This is a genomic window from Streptomyces wedmorensis (assembly GCF_000716445.1).
GTDB classification, from domain to species: Bacteria; Actinomycetota; Actinomycetes; order Streptomycetales; family Streptomycetaceae; genus Streptomyces; species Streptomyces wedmorensis.
In genome coordinates, this window is sequence record NZ_JNWK01000016.1 from 1 (window position 1) to 14,872 (window position 14,872).

Annotated in this window: 17 protein-coding genes and 2 pseudogenes; 7 read left to right on the forward strand and 12 right to left on the reverse strand. The window is 72.2% G+C overall.

All coding sequences use genetic code 11. The annotated features are described in order from the left end of the window. The 4 genes and pseudogenes from OO54_RS47375 to OO54_RS15030 all read left to right on the forward strand — a co-directional run. Nucleotides 1–163, forward strand: a pseudogene (locus OO54_RS47375) (sugar ABC transporter substrate-binding protein); the annotation flags it as partial. Between the two features lie 388 nt (nucleotides 164–551). After that, entirely contained in the window at nucleotides 552–1,595 is a 1,044-nt protein-coding gene (locus OO54_RS15020) for a substrate-binding domain-containing protein (protein ID WP_051786957.1), read from the forward strand. 196 nt (nucleotides 1,596–1,791) lie between these two features. Further along, nucleotides 1,792–3,384 carry a sugar ABC transporter ATP-binding protein gene (locus tag OO54_RS15025; protein WP_234439414.1) on the forward strand — a complete coding sequence of 531 codons (1,593 nt, stop codon included), beginning with the start codon at nucleotides 1,792–1,794 and terminating at the stop codon, nucleotides 3,382–3,384. Beyond that, nucleotides 3,381–4,421, forward strand: coding sequence for an ABC transporter permease (locus tag OO54_RS15030; RefSeq protein ID WP_017236444.1), 1,041 nt, complete (start codon nucleotides 3,381–3,383; stop codon nucleotides 4,419–4,421). Before OO54_RS15025 ends, OO54_RS15030 begins: the two co-directional genes overlap by 4 nt. Before the next feature lie 85 nt (nucleotides 4,422–4,506). Here the strand turns inward: OO54_RS15030 and OO54_RS15035 are convergent, their stop codons facing one another. The 5 genes from OO54_RS15035 to OO54_RS15050 all read right to left on the reverse strand — a co-directional run bounded on the left by OO54_RS15035 (nucleotide 4,507) and on the right by OO54_RS15050 (nucleotide 7,072). Next, nucleotides 4,507–4,947: an SRPBCC family protein gene (locus tag OO54_RS15035; protein ID WP_033203369.1), complete on the reverse strand. Its 441-nt coding sequence runs from the start codon at nucleotides 4,945–4,947 to the stop codon at nucleotides 4,507–4,509. Between the two features lie 25 nt (nucleotides 4,948–4,972). After that, nucleotides 4,973–5,308 carry an ArsR/SmtB family transcription factor gene (locus OO54_RS15040; RefSeq protein WP_033203370.1) on the reverse strand — a complete coding sequence of 112 codons (336 nt, stop codon included), beginning with the start codon at nucleotides 5,306–5,308 and terminating at the stop codon, nucleotides 4,973–4,975. Next, nucleotides 5,305–5,769: an SRPBCC family protein gene (locus OO54_RS15045; RefSeq protein ID WP_033203371.1), complete on the reverse strand. Its 465-nt coding sequence runs from the start codon at nucleotides 5,767–5,769 to the stop codon at nucleotides 5,305–5,307. Before OO54_RS15045 ends, OO54_RS15040 begins: the two co-directional genes overlap by 4 nt. A gap of 120 nt (nucleotides 5,770–5,889) precedes the next feature. Beyond that, nucleotides 5,890–6,027, reverse strand: coding sequence for a hypothetical protein (locus tag OO54_RS45860; protein ID WP_157856485.1), 138 nt, complete (start codon nucleotides 6,025–6,027; stop codon nucleotides 5,890–5,892). Nucleotides 6,028–6,115: 88 nt separating this feature from the next. Continuing rightward, nucleotides 6,116–7,072 carry an ankyrin repeat domain-containing protein gene (locus OO54_RS15050; protein ID WP_033203372.1) on the reverse strand — a complete coding sequence of 319 codons (957 nt, stop codon included), beginning with the start codon at nucleotides 7,070–7,072 and terminating at the stop codon, nucleotides 6,116–6,118. A gap of 338 nt (nucleotides 7,073–7,410) precedes the next feature. Between OO54_RS15050 and OO54_RS15055 the strand changes: the two genes are divergently transcribed. Both OO54_RS15055 and OO54_RS15060 read left to right on the forward strand, forming a co-directional pair. After that, nucleotides 7,411–8,577 (forward strand): FUSC family protein, encoded by a 1,167-nt coding sequence (locus OO54_RS15055; RefSeq protein ID WP_051786958.1) that lies wholly within the window; start codon nucleotides 7,411–7,413, stop codon nucleotides 8,575–8,577. Between the two features lie 147 nt (nucleotides 8,578–8,724). Next, nucleotides 8,725–9,249, forward strand: a complete 525-nt coding sequence (locus tag OO54_RS15060; RefSeq protein WP_033203374.1) for a GtrA domain-containing protein — start codon at nucleotides 8,725–8,727, stop codon at nucleotides 9,247–9,249. Between the two features lie 81 nt (nucleotides 9,250–9,330). On the opposite strand, the gene OO54_RS47380 is transcribed toward OO54_RS15060, so the two are convergent. The 5 genes and pseudogenes from OO54_RS47380 to OO54_RS15080 all read right to left on the reverse strand — a co-directional run bounded on the left by OO54_RS47380 (nucleotide 9,331) and on the right by OO54_RS15080 (nucleotide 12,248). Further along, nucleotides 9,331–9,906, reverse strand: coding sequence for a thioesterase family protein (locus OO54_RS47380; RefSeq protein WP_324611680.1), 576 nt, complete (start codon nucleotides 9,904–9,906; stop codon nucleotides 9,331–9,333). Next, nucleotides 9,867–10,166 (reverse strand): annotated as a pseudogene (locus OO54_RS48560) (acyl-CoA thioesterase domain-containing protein); the annotation flags it as partial. The pseudogene OO54_RS48560 and the gene OO54_RS47380, both read right to left, overlap by 40 nt. Nucleotides 10,167–10,249: 83 nt before the next feature. Further along, a complete protein-coding gene (locus OO54_RS15070) occupies nucleotides 10,250–10,822 on the reverse strand; it encodes an antibiotic biosynthesis monooxygenase (RefSeq protein ID WP_051786959.1) in 573 nt (190 codons plus the stop codon). A gap of 118 nt (nucleotides 10,823–10,940) precedes the next feature. After that, nucleotides 10,941–11,282: a GNAT family N-acetyltransferase gene (locus OO54_RS47390; RefSeq protein WP_033203375.1), complete on the reverse strand. Its 342-nt coding sequence runs from the start codon at nucleotides 11,280–11,282 to the stop codon at nucleotides 10,941–10,943. A gap of 42 nt (nucleotides 11,283–11,324) precedes the next feature. Then, nucleotides 11,325–12,248, reverse strand: a complete 924-nt coding sequence (locus OO54_RS15080) for a pirin family protein (RefSeq protein ID WP_033203376.1) — start codon at nucleotides 12,246–12,248, stop codon at nucleotides 11,325–11,327. Nucleotides 12,249–12,310: 62 nt separating this feature from the next. On the opposite strand from OO54_RS15080, the gene OO54_RS15085 reads away from it, so the two are divergent. Then, entirely contained in the window at nucleotides 12,311–12,829 is a 519-nt protein-coding gene (locus OO54_RS15085; RefSeq protein WP_051786960.1) for a carboxymuconolactone decarboxylase family protein, read from the forward strand. 50 nt (nucleotides 12,830–12,879) lie between these two features. Here the strand turns inward: OO54_RS15085 and OO54_RS15090 are convergent, their stop codons facing one another. Beyond that, the gene (locus OO54_RS15090; RefSeq protein ID WP_033203378.1) at nucleotides 12,880–14,298 is read right to left on the reverse strand and encodes a CBM96 family carbohydrate-binding protein; all 1,419 of its coding nucleotides are present in this window, start codon (nucleotides 14,296–14,298) and stop codon (nucleotides 12,880–12,882) included. Nucleotides 14,299–14,373: 75 nt separating this feature from the next. Then, nucleotides 14,374–14,868 (reverse strand): Lrp/AsnC family transcriptional regulator, encoded by a 495-nt coding sequence (locus OO54_RS15095; protein ID WP_033203379.1) that lies wholly within the window; start codon nucleotides 14,866–14,868, stop codon nucleotides 14,374–14,376. Nucleotides 14,869–14,872 lie beyond the last annotated feature (4 nt).

Sequence of the window (14,872 nt, forward strand, 5' to 3'; positions counted from 1 at the left end):
CGACTGGACCTACCTCCCCTACCAGGTCTACGCCAACTCCATCTTCAACGACACCGTCGGCAAGGCCTACGTCACCCCCACCAAGCTCACCGACGGCCTGAAGGCCTGGCAGGACGCCAGCGTCAAGTACGGCAACGACCAGGGCTTCACGGTCAACAAGTAGACCCCCACGACGAGACGTGAACGAGTAGACGTGTCGTGACTCCGGCCGCCCTCTTCGGGGGCGGCCGGGGCCACTCGCTGGCGCATTCTGTGCGCTTTCCGTCTGTGAATGTCATGGACATGACAGCTTCCAACTCCCTTGGCTTTCCTCCCTGTTGTGCCTTGTGGGAGTGCAGGTCACGGAGACATCTCATCTTTGCACGGGGGTTGACGTTGGGGATCCCGTGGCGGTGTCATGGTGTTGCTCGTTTGAATCTGTTTGATTCCGAGGGATTTTGATGACCGGGTGAGGCGCCTCTGCGCCCCGCGGCCCGCCCCTCAGCCCCGCACGAACCGCACGACCCGCACGCCCGGACGCGGCGGTCGTCGCCCGCCCTAAGGAGCCCCCGATGTTCCGTTCCTCCTCTCGCCGCGTGGCCGCCGCCACGGGACTTCTCCTCTCGCTCGGCCTGAGCACGGCCTGCTCGTCCGGGAAGACCTCCACCGCCGCCGACGACCAGGTCGCCAAGGTCGACGGAAAGATCTCGATCACCTACCTCCAGAAGCAGGGCGACCAGGAGTACTTCATCGGTGAGGCCGCCGGCGCGAAGGCGAAGGCCGCCGAGCTCGGGATCGACCTCAAGGTCGTGAACCTGGGCAACGACGCCAACAAGACCGTCAGCGAGGTGCAGTCGGCGATCGCGCAGAAGACGAACGGCGTCATCATCGTCGTGCCGGACCCGGCAGTCGGTCCGCAGGTCGTGCAGACCGCCAAGGACGGCAAGGTCGCACTGCTGACCTCCGACGACCAGATCTGCACCACCGGCCCGGACCCGGCCGCCTGCGGCAAGGCCGACCTGGTGCCGCGGATCGGGTTCAGCGGCGCCCAGATGGGCGAGGAGGTCGGCAAGCGCGCCGCCGCCGAGTTCGCGAAGGCGGGGTGGACGGCCGCCGACACCCGGGTCGTCTCGGCGTGGAAGCAGGACGTGACCGTCTGCGGCGACCGGGTCGCGGCCGCGAAGAAGGCCTTCGACGCCGCCGTTCCCGGTGTGAAGACCATCGACGTCCCCACCGACAACACGCCCACCGGAGCCCAGGACAAGATCGCCGCCACGGTCACCGCCAACGCCGGCGTGAAGAACTGGGTGATCTGGGGCTGCAACGACGAGAACGTGATGGGCGGTGTCACCGCGCTCGCCAACGCCGGCGTCAAGCCCGCGAACGTCGTCGGTGTCGGCCTGGGCGCCTACCTGGCCTGCAAGGAATGGCAGTCGGACAAGCCGAGCGGCATGAAGGCCGCGCTGTTCATCAACGGCAAGGACGTCGGCGCCCTGGCCGTCCAGACGATGTACGACAAGCTCAAGAACGGCAAGGACTTCCCCGCCGAGGCCTTCGCCCCGACCACCATGGTCGACCACGCCTCCTGGAAGACCGCGGGAGTCACCTGCGGCTGAGTGCTCCCGGCCGGCGGCGCCCCAGCGGCCGCCGCCGGCCGGTGACCCACTGCTCCCGACGCGTCGGCCCCCCCACCCCCGCCCACCGACGCGTCGGCCCCCCCCGCTCCCCGGCGCGTCGGACCCTGATCCCCCCGCTGCCCGACGCGCCGGGGCCTCTCCAGCCCCGCACCCTGTCTTCGAGGTGAACCGAGACATGACCCCACACCCTCACCCGGACCCCGCTCCGGGGTCTCCCGACGGCCCGCCTCCCGCGGGCGACCACGCCCCGTCCGTCGGGGTGTCGGGCATCATCAAGCGCTTCGGCGAGGTCCAGGCGATCGGCGGCGTCACGCTCGACTTCCCCGCCGGACAGGTCACGGCCCTCATGGGGGAGAACGGCGCGGGAAAGTCCACGCTGCTCAAGATCCTCACCGGTGACCACCAGCCGACCGAGGGACACGTGGTGGTGGACGGAGAGCCCGTCACGCTCGACTCCCCGGCCCGCGCCCGAGCCGCCGGCATCCGGATCATCCCGCAGGAACCCGAGATCGTCCCGCACATCTCCGTCGCGGAGAACGTCTACGCAGGCGCGCTGCCCCGCAAGCGCGGCCGGCTGCTCGACCGGGCCGAGCTCGACCGGCGCATCAGGGCCGACCTGGAGCGCCTCGGCTTCGCCCACGTGCTCGACCCGGACCTGCTCGGCTCCCAGCTCACCCCCGCCCAGCGGCAGTTGGTGGAGATCATGCGGGCGCTGACCGGCGGCACCACCGCCCGGCTGATCGCCTTCGACGAGCCCACGTCCTCCCTGTCGGAGCACGAGGTGGACGCGCTGTTCGCCCTGATCCGGCGGCTGCGCGACGAAGGCATCGCGATCGTGTACGTCTCGCACCGCATGCAGGAGATCTTCCAGCTCGCCGACCGCATCGCGGTCCTGCGCGACGGCACCCTCGTCGGCGTCCAGGACGCCGCCACGACCGAAGAGGGCGAGCTCGTCCGCCTGATGGTGGGCCGTGACCTCTCCGCCATGTTCGTACGGCAGCGGGTCGCCACGGACCGGCTGGTACTCGACGTCCAAAACCTCACGACCGACGACGTCAGCGACATCTCGCTGCGGGTCCACGCCGGTGAGGTCGTCGGCCTCGCGGGCCTGATCGGGGCCGGACGCTCGGAGTTGGCCCTCGCCCTCGCCGGTGACCTGCCCGTCCGTGCCGGGACCGTCACCCTCGACGGCGTACGGCTGCGCAGCGGGCGGCCCGGTGACGTGATCCGCGCCGGACTCGGCCTCGCGCCCGAGGAGCGCAAGGCGCAGGCGCTGTTCCTCCAGCAGTCCATCAAGGAGAACGCCTCCCTGGTGGTACTGGACCGGCTGCGGCGCTTCCGCTTCGTGCGGCGTACGGCGGAGCGCCGGCTCGCCCAGGAGTTCTCCGACCGGCTCAGGGTGCGTACGCCGTCGATCGACCACGAGGTGCGCAAGCTGTCGGGCGGCAACCAGCAGAAGGTCGTGCTCGCCAGGTGGCTGGCTCGCAAGCCGAAGGTGCTGATCCTCGACGAGCCGACCCGGGGCATCGACGTCGGTGCGAAGGCGGAGATCTACCAGATCATCGCCGACCTCGCCGCCGAGGGCGTCGCCGTGCTCGTCATCTCCTCCGAACTCCCCGAACTCCTCGGCCTCGCCGACCGGGTCGTCGTCATGCAGGGCGGCCGGATCACCGGCGAACTGGACCGCGGGGAAGCCACCGAAGAAGCCATCCTCGAACTCGCCATGGCCGACGACATCGTCGGCGCCGCCCCTGGAGCCTCGTCATGACCCTCACCAGCACCCCCGCACCGACCGTCAAGGGCTCCGGAGGCGACGACGGCCGCGCGTCGCGCCGCCCCGCGTTCCTGTCCGGCGTCGGCGGCCAGAACATCAGCCTCATCGGCGCGCTCCTGGTCGTCCTCGCCCTGTTCGGCGTCCTCAACGACAACTACCTGAGCCTGTCCAACATGCAGGTGATCGCCGAGGCGGCGACCATCACCGGACTGCTCGCCATCGTCCAGACCGTGGTCATCATCTGCGGCGGCCTCGACATCTCCGTCGGCTCCCAGGTCGGCGTGGCGTCGGTCGTCAGCGCCATGGTGTTCACCACCACCGGGTCGGGCGCCTTCCTCGGCATGGCGGCCGCCGTCGGCGTCGGGCTCCTCGTCGGAGCCGTCAACGGCGTGGTCATCGTCTACGGACGGGTCAACCCCACCATCGCCACCCTCGCCGGCCTCGCCGCCTACAAGGGCCTCGCCCAGCTCCTCTCCGACGGCCGCGCCCAGGGCTACGTCCTCAACAACGACGTCTTCGTCTTCCTCGGCCGCGGCAAGATCGCCGGACTTCCGGTCATGGTGTGGATCCTCATCGTCGTCGCCGTCACCGTGCACCTGCTGCTCAAGTACACGGACATCGGCCGCAACCTCTACGCGATCGGCGGCAACGACACCGCCGCCCGCCTCGCCGGCATCAGCATCAACAAGTACCTGATCTGCGTGTACACCCTGATCGGTGCCGTCGCCGCGATCGCGGGCATCCTGCTCACCGCCCGCACCGGGTCAGGGCAGCCGGTCTCCGGCAGCGAGGGCCTCGAACTCAAGGCCATCACCGCCGCCGCGCTCGGCGGCGCCGCGCTCAAGGGCGGCAAGGGCGGCATCGGCGGCACGCTTCTGGCGGTGGCCCTCCTCGGCTGCCTGGAGAACGGTCTGACCGTCCAGGGCATCAACACCTTCTGGCAGAACGTCGCGCAGGGCGCCCTCCTCGTCATCGCCGTGGTCATCCAGCAGCGCCGCAGCGGCGAACGCGCCGTCGGCCTCCCGCACTGACGGCCCCGCCCCCTGGGCGGCCGGGCGCGTCGTCCGCGCGACACCGGCCGTCCACGGGGCGGGAGTCCGTCGACCCGGGCGGTTCCTAGTGCCAGTTGCCGATCCTGACGTCGTGCGGGGCGGGTTCGCCCTTGCCGGTCTCGACGAGTTTCTTGAGGCTCATCAGGAAGGTGGCCCACTTGGTGCTGCAGTGGTACATGAACTCCACGGGCTGCTGCCAGCCCGCGTGCCGGAACAGCACGATCGTGAAGCCGTCCTCCTCCTTGAGGTCGAAGTGGACCTGGGTGCCGATCCACTCCTCGGGGCCGTCCACGACCTCCCAGAGCACGCTCTCGTCGGGCTGGGCGTCGAGGACCTTCATGTCGAACCCGCCGGGCTCGAATCGGAATCGGATGGTTCCTCCGACGTCGGGGTCGCCGGTCGTGTCCTCCGTCCACCAGCTCGCCAGGCCGTCGACCGTGGTCAGGGCCGTGTAGACGGCGGCGGGGGACGAGGTGACTCCGATCCTGTGCAGGATGTCAGGCATCTCGCTGTCTCTCTCTCGTGAAGGATCAGTCTTCCTGGTTGCGCTGGATCGCTTCGGCGAGGCGCTTGATGCGCTGGAGCCGGGCGTCCCAGGCGGTGCCGACCGAGGTCAGCTGAGCCACGGCGCGGGCGAGCTGGGCCTCGTCGACCTCGTAGCGGCGCTCGCGTCCGTACGGCGTGACGTGGACGAGCCCGACCCGGTGGAGGACGCCGAGGTGCTTGGCGACGGCCTGCCGGGTGATGGGGAGGTGTTCGCTCAGCGTCGTGGCCGTCCCGCCGCCGGTCAGCAGCAGGTCGAGCATCCGCCGTCGGGTCGGGTCGCCCACCGCGGTCCAGAGCTCGTCGTCGACGGTGGCGTTCACGGCGTCGACACCAGCCGGGCGACGTACGTGACCAGCCGGGGCAGGAAGTGGTCCCAGCCGGAGACGTGCTCGCGGTACTGCTCTTCGAGCACGGCCGCCTCCCAGCCCTTCTCCCGGAACCCGGTCTCGGAGAAGCGCAGCAGCGTGCCCGCGCCCGACGGGATCAGTTCGAAGACGACCAGGAGCGAGTTGGCCGGCGTCGCGGCCTCGGCCCGGTCGTACACCCATCGGAAGGAGAACCGCCGCGGTGGGTCCGCCTCGACCACCGTGACCGGCACGACGTGCGCGTCCGGTGAGGTCCGGTCGCCGAACGTGATGACCCCGGTGCCTCCGGGGGTCGGCTCCAGCTCCGCCTCGTCCGGCCACCACTCCCGTAGGTGCTCGGGCCTGCTGACGACCTCGTAGACCACCTCGGGCCTCGCGTCGATGTGGATCTCGCGCTCGATGCTGCCGCGTTCCATGCCGCTCTCCCAGCTTCTCGCAACCTTTGGTTGCGTAACAACTGTAGAGCCGCCCTGAGGCATGTGCAACATCTGGTTGCGCCAGAAGTGTGATCCGGGTGCCTGAGCCGCGACCGCTCTTCAGCCCACCCGCCGGTAGACGAGGCACTGGTCGAGTTCCTCGGGGCTGTCGGTACCGGGACGCAGGAGCACCGCCGGGAGGCCGCGCTCACCGGCGTCGGCCGCCACGCCCTGGAGGAGGGTCGTCTTGTCCCTCACTTCGGCCCTCGGCCCCGGGGCGCCGCGTGTCAAACGCTCCGTGGCCGCACGCTGCCGCCGGGCGGGGCGACTTGCCCGGGCGGTGCTCTCAGTGGCTCCAGTAGTCCCGCTCCGGGAGCCGGACCCACAGGTCGGGCGGGCCGACGACCGGGCGGGCGTCCGCCGGGCGCAGTCCCGTGAAGGAGCACGCGTACGCCACGGGGTTGCAGCGGAAGAGGTAGCCGGCCAGGACCTCTTCGGGGGAGTGGTGCGCGTCCGGCTCGCCGCCCGGGTGCAGGTCCCAGGCGTCGAGCGAACCGTCGCGGGCGATGCTGCCCTGGTTGCCGCTCTTGGGGTTGGCGTACACGCCGTAGGCGACGGTTCCGGCGGACAGCCCGGTCAGTACGCCGGGCATCTGCGGGGCGTATCCCCACGGCTGCGTCACGACGCATCCGCCCGGCACGGAGGTGACTCCGACGATCGGCAGGATCTCGTCCATCTCGTACGCGTACGGATCGTCCACCACGTCGTCGGCGTCCTCGTCCGGCACCGGCGCCGCCTCCAGGCGCCGCACCGCCTCCGCCGCGTCGATGCCGGCCACGCAGGCGAGCCCCGCGCCCTCGTACGGGGAGACGCCCACGGCCGCGACGAGCCGCGCGGCCTCTGCGGCCACGGCCTGCTCCGATTTGCTCAGGCGCTCCCCGGCCGGCGGCGCGGCGAAGAGCCCCGGCGTCGGCCCGGCCAGGCTCAGCCGCCCCGGCGACCAGCCGCCGCGCTGCCGCCGCCACGGGTCGGCGCCGGCGGCGGCGAGGGCCGACGCGTTGTCGGGCTTCCTCGCCACGACGGCCGCCCACAGCGCCGTCACGCCGTTCTCCAGCGCGTCCACGTCCGCGACCCGCCGCGCCAGTTCCGCGACCACCTCCGGCGAGCCGAACGTCGCGGCCTGATGCAGCGGGCGCCCGCCGCTCCAGACCTCCGGATCGGCTCCCCGCCCGATCCGTCGCCGGACGTCCTCGCAGTCGCTCCAGTCCCAGCCCACGCCGACCCAACCGTCCCCGCGCGTCATGACCACGCCCCTCCCCAGTGACCGGCGGGCTCGGCGAGCCCGATCCCCACACGCTCCCACACGGGTCTGACACCCGGCTGTCGTGGGCGTGGCGGGGCCTGCGGGAAGCGGCGGCCCCGCGTGGGCTCCGTCCACCCGGGCAGGCGCACCGGGACGGGTCCGTACGCCTGGGCGGACGCCGGACCGGGCCCCGTACGGAGGGCATCGGGGAAGGTCCGGTGTGCGCGAGGGGCGGGCGAGGGAAGGGGTGACAGGTTCGGATGGAGCGGGACGTCGAAGGTGAAACGAGGCAGCGGGTGGCGCGGCGCGATGGGCGGGGCGGTCGGTACGCGGATGTCGTGGAGCGGCTGCGGCGTGATCCGTTCGTCGTGCAGACGGTCCGGTCGACGGCGGCGGCGACGCTGTCGTACGTCGTGGCGCTGGGGCTCAGCAGCGAGCCGGCGCCGCTGACCGCGCCGCTGACGGCGCTGCTCGTCGTCCAGGTCACGTTGTTCTCGACGCTCACCACGAGTCTGCGCCGGGTCAACTCGGTCGTCGTCGGGGTGCTCATCGCGATCGCGTTCAGTGCCATCGTCGGACTCTCGTGGTGGAGCCTCGCCCTGGTCATCCTGGCCTCCCTCGTCGTGGGGCGGCTGGTGAAGGTCGAGGAGTTCGTCCCGGAGGTCGCGATCAGCGCGATGCTGGTGCTGGGGGTCACCCAGGTCGCCCACACGGCGTGGGACCGGGTCCTGGAGACGCTCATCGGGGCCGTCGTCGGACTGCTGTTCAACCTGGTGCTCGCCCCGCCCGTCTGGGTGGACACGGCGGGGGACTCCATCGAGGACCTCGCGCGGAGGATGCGCAGGCTGCTGCTCGACGTGGCGGAGGAGTTCGCCGGCGCGACCCCCGTCGAGCGGGCGGTGGAACGGCTGCACGAGGCGCGGCGGCTCGACAACGACGTGGCCGACGTGGACGCCGCGCTGCGCACGGCCGAGGACAGCCTGCGCCTCAACCCGCGCGTCAAGGAGGGCCTGTTGCACCGCATGGTGCTGCGCACGGGGCTGGACACCCTGGAGATCTGCGCCGTCGTGCTGCGCGTCCTCGCCCGGACCCTGGCCGATCTGGCGAAGGAGCGGCCCGGCGTGGACCTGCTGCCGCACCGGACCGCGCTCGCCGTACAGGAGACGGCACAGCACATCGCCGACGCCTTCGTCAGCTACGCCGTGCTCGTCACGGCTTCCGGCAGCGAGGCCGCCGAGGCCGCCGAGGAGCGCCTCGCGGGCGAGCTGCGCGCGGCCCGGGCCTGCCGGGGCGGCGCCGCGGACCTGCTCCTCGCCCTCGCCCTGCGGGACCCCGACCGCTGGCAGCTCTACGGGGCCCTGCTCGCCGAGCTCGACCGGGTCCTCGACGAACTCGACCCCGAGCACCGGGGCCGGCGCCTCCTGGAGGAGCTCGACCGGCACGGCCGCGAGCGCCGGCGCCGCCTCTCGCCCCGGCGTTTCCGGCGCGCCTCGGCGCGGCCCTGAACCCGGCCGCACCACCAGGGTGCCATTAATGACTCGCCATGGCGCCATTGATGTGCCAACATGGCACCATCGATGGCGCGCCCCCTGGCTTCCGGGTGGGGCGGCGCGCCGTCCGGGTGGGGCATTCGGGGACACGGGGGGCCGGTCATGGAGACAGCACGCAGCCGACAGCGGTCGACGCCCGGCGCCTTCGGCGCCTTCGCTCGTTTCGTGCTCTGCGGCGGCGGGGTGGGGCTCGCCTCCAGTTTCGCCGTGACGGCGCTCGCCGCGTGGATGCCCTGGATCGCGGCCAACGCCCTGGTCACCGTGGTCTCCACGCTCGTCGCCACCGAGTTGCACGCCCGCTTCACCTTCGGCGCGGGCAGCCGCGCGACCGTGCGCCAGCACGCGCAGTCGGCCGGATCCGCGGCAGCCGCGTACGCGGTGACCTGCGCGGCGATGCTCGTCCTGGCGGAGCTGGTGGCGGCCCCCGGCGCGCCGCTCCAGCAGGTCGTCTACCTCTCGGCCTCCGCTGTCGCCGGTGTCGGCCGGTTCGCGGTGCTTCGCCTCGTCGTCTTCGCCCGGACCCGCTCGCGCGCGTCGGCCGCCGTCCCCGTCACCCGACCCCTGTACGCGGCCGCGGCCCGGCCCCCCGCGCCGACGGGCCCCGAGGAGCTCTGCCGAGCGGCCTGACCCTTCCCGGTGGCTCGACCGCACCCGTCGGGGACCGGTCCGGCGCGAACGGGCGCGAGGGCCGGTCCCCGGCGAGCGGGCTCAGCGGCGCGGCTGGGGGCGGACGGTGAGGATCTGTTCGGCCTGGCCGACGGGGCCGTGGACGTCGTGCAGGACGCTGCTGGTGAGGCCCTGGCCCGTCGGGCCGAAGGCGACGGTGGTGTCGAGGCCGGTCCACGGGCCTTCCTGCTGCCGGTGCAGGTGGATCGTCAGGTCGAGGTTCGGGAACATCCAGACGGTGGGGTCCTGTTGGACGGCGATGCCGTTCGCGGTGTCCACGAGCGCGATGTACGAGGCGAGGGGCTGCTCGCCTCGCCCGCGACCAGGTCGAGGGGCGAGGACGACCACGCCGTCGCGCGGCCCCTGCGGGACCGGGGAGCCCGCCGGGCGTCGATGGACGACACGTACCCGCCGTGCCACTCCGCGTCCATCGCCCAGTGGGGCAGCGTGTCGGGCGAGGGCAGCGGGGCATGCGGGCTGTCGGCCACGGCCGAGGGGTCCGGGGACGCCATCAGCCGGGCCCGGGCGCGGACCACGGCCCGGCCGCCTGTGGTGACGGTGGCCTCCAGGAGTTCGATGGTGCGGCCCGGCCGGACGGTCTCCACCGTGATCTCGCACTCGTCGAGGGCGATCCGGCCGAGGATGTCGTAGCTGATCCGCCCGAACACCAGACCGCCCGGCCGGTCCGCCGTGTGCCGGTCGAGGGCGTGCGCGACGAGCCCGGCCGGCGGGCTGAAGTGCTGTTCGTCGGCGCTCCACGCTCCGCCCGCGTGCGCCGTGGGCTTGAACCGGTGTTCGCCCGTCCGCTCGTAGTAGCTCTCGCGGGCCGTCGCGCCGGTGTTCACGGTGTCCGTCTCCTCGGGGTGGAGCCCGCGCACGCGGGCAGAAGGGTGTAGCGCTCACGCGTCCTGGGGAACGTGCGGGGCCGTCCACCATGCCCCGCCGCCCTCGGGGCCCGGCGCTACGAGGCCAGCCAGCCGCGCAGGAGTCTGCTGACGGCGGGCATCGCCGCGTACGTCATGAGCACGTTGAACACGCAGGCCATGACCGCGCTGCTGAGCAGCAGGGGGAGTGCGGTGAGGTGCGGCGTGAGGAAGAGGCCGCCGAGCACGGAGAGGGGGTAGATCGCCAGGGTCGCGCTGATCGCCATCTTCCACCGGGGCGGCGCGGGCCGCGTCGAACCCGGCTTGGCGAACCAGGTCTCCATGCCGGTCAGGGTGCGCCGGGCGATCTCGGTGTGGTGGTGCCCGTCGCAGTCGGCGAACCAGGCCGCGCGCTCGGGCGACTCCTGCCAGGTCCGGCACGCCTCCGTGTCCCGGAAGCGGTGGACGAGGAACCAGGGGGCGTCGCCGCCGGAGGAACGGAAGAACCCGTAGCCGAGATGGCCGGGGAAGGCGGCCGCGCTCTCCAGGATGCCCTCCGCCCACCGTTCGAAGGACGCTTCGTGGCCGGGCTCCACGCGACGGGCTATCAGCAGCGTCACCTCGCCCGTGTCGGCGGGGACGGTGGTGTGTTCCAGGCTGACCGCGGTCACAGGGACTCCTCGTGATCACGCCGCGCCCGTCCGCACTCTACGCGTCGTACGCCGGGGGAACCAGCGATGGACCGGTGCGGTCGGGCGGGTCTCCGCGCGGCCGTGGAGGATCGGCGCGTCAGCGCTTCAGCTGCGTGTCGAGCCAGGTCAGGACCTCGGGGGTCACGGGGTCGGTGATGTCGGCGAACTCCTCGTGCTTCTTGAGGAACTTCGCCACGTACGGGCAGACCGGGACGATCCGCATCCCGGAGGCGCGCACGTCGGTCAGGGCCTGCTCGACCAGGATCGAGGCGAGCCCCTGCCCGGCGTAGGCGTCGTCGATCTCGGTGTGGAAGAACACCCGCCGGTCGTCGCGGTCGCGGTACGCCGTCAGGCCGGCGCGCTGCTCGTCGACGAGGATCTCGTAGCGGTGGCGGGCGTCGACGCGACGGACGACGGGGGTGGTGGTCTGCTCGCTCATGGCGGTCCTTCCGGTGCGGCTTCCGTTGTCCCGGTACGGGGTTCAGCGGTGGGACGGGTTCTTGCGCGGGGTGATGACGGCGTTGGGCAGGGCGGGCGCGGGCAGCCGGTCGCCGGGGTAGCCGTCGACGGCGCCGAAGCGGTCGGAGGCCCGCTCCCACGCGTCCCGCGCCTCGACGACGTCCTGGTGGTCGCGGCCGATGAAGTTCCACCACATCACGATCTCCTCCTCGAACGGCGGACCGCCGAGCAGGACCGTCCGGGCGGGGCGGTCGGACGTGTTGACGACGGTGAGGGCGGTGCGGCCGGGCGCGGCGTAGCCGAGCTCGGCGGGGAGGAGGGAGGCGCCGTCGAGGAGGACGGCGCCCTCGTCGACGAGCAGACCGTGCTCGAAGTCCGGGTCCACGTCCAGGGTGACGGCCGCGCCGGCGTCGATCAGGAGCTCGGCACCGAGGAGCGGGGTGAAGGTGCGGACCGGGGAGGTCTCGCCGGCGAGCGTCCCCAGGAACACCCGGAGTTCCGCCCCGTCGACGCGCAGGGGCCGGGGGGCGTGGTGCTGGAAGTCGCGCGGGGCGTGACGGTGCTCGTCGGGGAGGGCGACCCAGAGCTGGACGCCGTGCAGCACGGTCGTGTCGGGGGTGGAGACCTCCGTGTGGCTGATGCCGTGCCCGCCGGTCATGAGGTTGATCTCGCCGGGGCGTACGAAGGCGTGGGTGCCCAGGCTGTCGCGGTGCTCGATCTCCCCGGCGAACAGCCAGCTGACGGTCTGCAGGCCGGTGTGCGGGTGCGGGGCGACGTCCATGCCGCCGGACTCGGCGACCCGGTCGGGGCCGTAGTGGTCGGCGAAGCACCAGGCGCCGATCAGCGTACGGGCCCGCTGCGGCAGGGTGCGGCGTACGGTCATGGCGCGCGGTCCGCCCAGGGGAACGTCCCGGGCGGTGAGGATCTCGATCTGCGTGTCAGCCATTTCCCAGCCCCTGCACCCTCATGTAGTTTCGTTTTCAACAAGTATGGACGATCATCGTCCCGATGACAACCGATGAAGGAGAGCACACGGTGAGCGCGACGGCGAAGACCACGGCGGCCGACGGCCGGATCTACCTCGACAAGCGGAGCCCCGCCGCCTACCAGGCGCTGGTGAAGACCGCCGACGCCGTACGGACGACGGCGGCCGAGGCCGGCCTCGACCGGATCCTCGTCGAGCTGGTCAACCTCCGCGTGTCCCAGCTCAACGGCTGCGCCTACTGCCTCGACGTGCACACCCGCGCCGCGCTACGGGCCGGAGAGACGACCCGGCGACTCGGCGTGCTGCCCGCCTGGCGCGACACCGAGCTCTTCACCGCCCGCGAGCGCGCGGCCCTCGCCCTCGCCGAGGCCACCACCCACCCCGCCGACGCGCTCGCCCAGGAGCGGGCGTACGACGAGGCGCGACAGGCGCTGGACGACGCCGAGATCTCCGCGGTCATCTGGGTGGCCATCACCATCAACGCCTTCAACCGCGTCTCGATCCTGAGCAAGCACCCGGTTCGCGAGACCTCCGCCGTCTGACTCCCCGCCCCTGGCCCGGCCGGAGCGTCGGACCGCCACGCGGCGGTGGTTCAGCGGCAGTCGCCCGAGCCGTGGTCGTCGTACGACTCGCCCGCCACGGGCACGAACTGCCAGTCGTAGCCGTCGGGGCGCAGGGTCAGCTTCAGGACGCCGAAGGTGTCGTCGTTGCGGGCCTCGCTGTTCGGCTGGACGGCGCCGAAGTCGTAGAGGCCCGCGCCGCCCGTGCCGACGACGAACTGCCGCAGACCGCGGGCGCTGTCCGCCCGGCCGCTCGGGTCCTGCGGGGCGAAGCGCTCGTACTGGTGGTTGTGGCCGGTGAGGATCACCTCGGCGCCGTGGTCGTACAGCGCCTGGATCAGCGGACCCGTCGCGCGATCGGGGCCGTTGCGGGAACTGGAGGTCCAGCGCGGCCTGTGCCAGTACGCCACCGTGCACGGCTTGTCGCTGGCGGCGAGGTCCGCGCGCAGCCACTTCTCCTGAGTCGACCCGGCGGACATGTCGATCTCGGAGTTCAGCGAGACCACGTGCCAGTTCCCGAGGTCGTACGAGTAGTAACCGCGGTGCGCCGGACCGGCGTTGGCACCGAAGTAACCGTAGTACCCGGCCGCTCCGGGGGTGTTGTAGTCGTGGTTGCCCGGGGTCGGCATCGTGCGCGCCTTGTGGCGGCCCCACGTCGGCTCGTAGAACGCGGCGAAGTCCGAAGCGGAGCCGTCGGGGTAGGCGTTGTCGCCGAGGGCGACGACCGTGCCGGAGACGTGGTCGAGCAGGTCGGCGGTCGCGGAGTCCGTGGCGCTCGGGGTGGCGATGTCTCCCGCACCGACCAGCACCGGCACCAGGTCGGTGGGCGGCGGGGGAGCCGTGGCGGTCCTCGACGGGGTCGGCTCGGGCGCCGGGCCCGTCTCGATCACCAGCCGTGGTGCGGTCGCACCGGTCTCGCGCGAGTCGTAGTGGACTCCGTCCGGGTTCGGTGACGTGACGCCGATGTCGAAGGTGCCGTCGCCCTTCACATACGACGTCACGTCGACGTCGTACCAGGTGTCGGAGGCGACCGCGCCCAGGGAGCCGAGCACCTCGCCGTCGACGGCGGGCCTGTCGTCGTAGGTGACGGCCGTCTCGGACCATTCGGCGCCGGGCATCGCGCGGAACGTGCCGCCGTTGACGCCTCCGGCGCCGACGGCGTCGTCGACGTGGATCCGGAGCGTCGCCCGTGTCACCGGCAGCGTGACGCCGGTGACGGCGAACCGCAACAGCGTCTCCTTCACCGGGTTGCCGTCCACGTCGAGCTGCCGTGAGGTGCCGTAGTTCGTGGCCGGGTGCTCGCTGTCGACGTACGTGTCCGCGACGGCGACGAAGGAGGTGCTCGCCGCCGAGGCGGCGGGGGCGAGGCCGGGCAGGGCCGTGGCCGCCAGGGTGGCTGTGGCGAGGGCGCCGACGAGGGCCGCCTTGGGGCCCGTTCGCAGACGCAGCATGCCGAACCTCTCGATCGCGGGGCGACGCCCGCTCGGTCCAGCTTACGACGGGGCGGGCCGGGCCTCACCCGGACTTCAGCCGCCCTTGCCGCCCGCGCGGGGGCGGGAGGGGGCTCCTGGCCGCGGGTAGACGCGGGACTGCTTGACGCTGCCGAAGGCGAAACTGGACTCGATCGAGGCGATGCCCGGGATGGCGTGGATCCGGGTGCGGACGAGGGCCTCGTAGGCCTCCAGGCTCTCGATGACGACCCTCAGCAGGTAGTCGCTGCTGCCGGCCATCAGATAGCAGTCCTGGATGTGGTCGATGAGGCCGACGTGCTGCTCGAACACGTTGACCGCCTCGGCCGTGTGGCGTTCCAGGCGGATCCGCACGAAGACGGTGATCGGCAGCCCGAAGGCGACCTGGTCGACGGTGGCCGTGTAGCCGCCGATCAGTCCCGAGTCCTCGAGGCGGCGCACCCGGCGCAGGCAGGGGGAGGGGGACAGCCGGATCCGGTCGGCGAGGTCCTGGTTCGAGAGGCGTCCGTCCGCCTGCAACTCGTGGATGATCTGGAAGTCCACGGCGTCCATGGGC

Excerpts from the sequence above, each read along its gene's own strand:
- OO54_RS15020 (WP_051786957.1), top strand. The coding sequence starts at position 552 with ATGTTCCGTTCCTCCTCTCGCCGCGTGGCCGCCGCCACGGGACTTCTC.
- OO54_RS15025 (WP_234439414.1), top strand. The coding sequence starts at position 1,792 with ATGACCCCACACCCTCACCCGGACCCCGCTCCGGGGTCTCCCGACGGC.
- OO54_RS15030 (WP_017236444.1), top strand. The coding sequence starts at position 3,381 with ATGACCCTCACCAGCACCCCCGCACCGACCGTCAAGGGCTCCGGAGGC.
- OO54_RS15035 (WP_033203369.1), bottom strand. The coding sequence starts at position 4,947 with ATGCCTGACATCCTGCACAGGATCGGAGTCACCTCGTCCCCCGCCGCC.
- OO54_RS15045 (WP_033203371.1), bottom strand. The coding sequence starts at position 5,769 with ATGGAACGCGGCAGCATCGAGCGCGAGATCCACATCGACGCGAGGCCC.
- OO54_RS15050 (WP_033203372.1), bottom strand. The coding sequence starts at position 7,072 with ATGACGCGCGGGGACGGTTGGGTCGGCGTGGGCTGGGACTGGAGCGAC.
- OO54_RS15060 (WP_033203374.1), top strand. The coding sequence starts at position 8,725 with ATGGAGACAGCACGCAGCCGACAGCGGTCGACGCCCGGCGCCTTCGGC.
- OO54_RS47390 (WP_033203375.1), bottom strand. The coding sequence starts at position 11,282 with ATGAGCGAGCAGACCACCACCCCCGTCGTCCGTCGCGTCGACGCCCGC.
- OO54_RS15080 (WP_033203376.1), bottom strand. The coding sequence starts at position 12,248 with ATGGCTGACACGCAGATCGAGATCCTCACCGCCCGGGACGTTCCCCTG.
- OO54_RS15085 (WP_051786960.1), top strand. The coding sequence starts at position 12,311 with ATGACAACCGATGAAGGAGAGCACACGGTGAGCGCGACGGCGAAGACC.
- OO54_RS15090 (WP_033203378.1), bottom strand. The coding sequence starts at position 14,298 with ATGCTGCGTCTGCGAACGGGCCCCAAGGCGGCCCTCGTCGGCGCCCTC.
- OO54_RS15095 (WP_033203379.1), bottom strand. The coding sequence starts at position 14,868 with ATGGACGCCGTGGACTTCCAGATCATCCACGAGTTGCAGGCGGACGGA.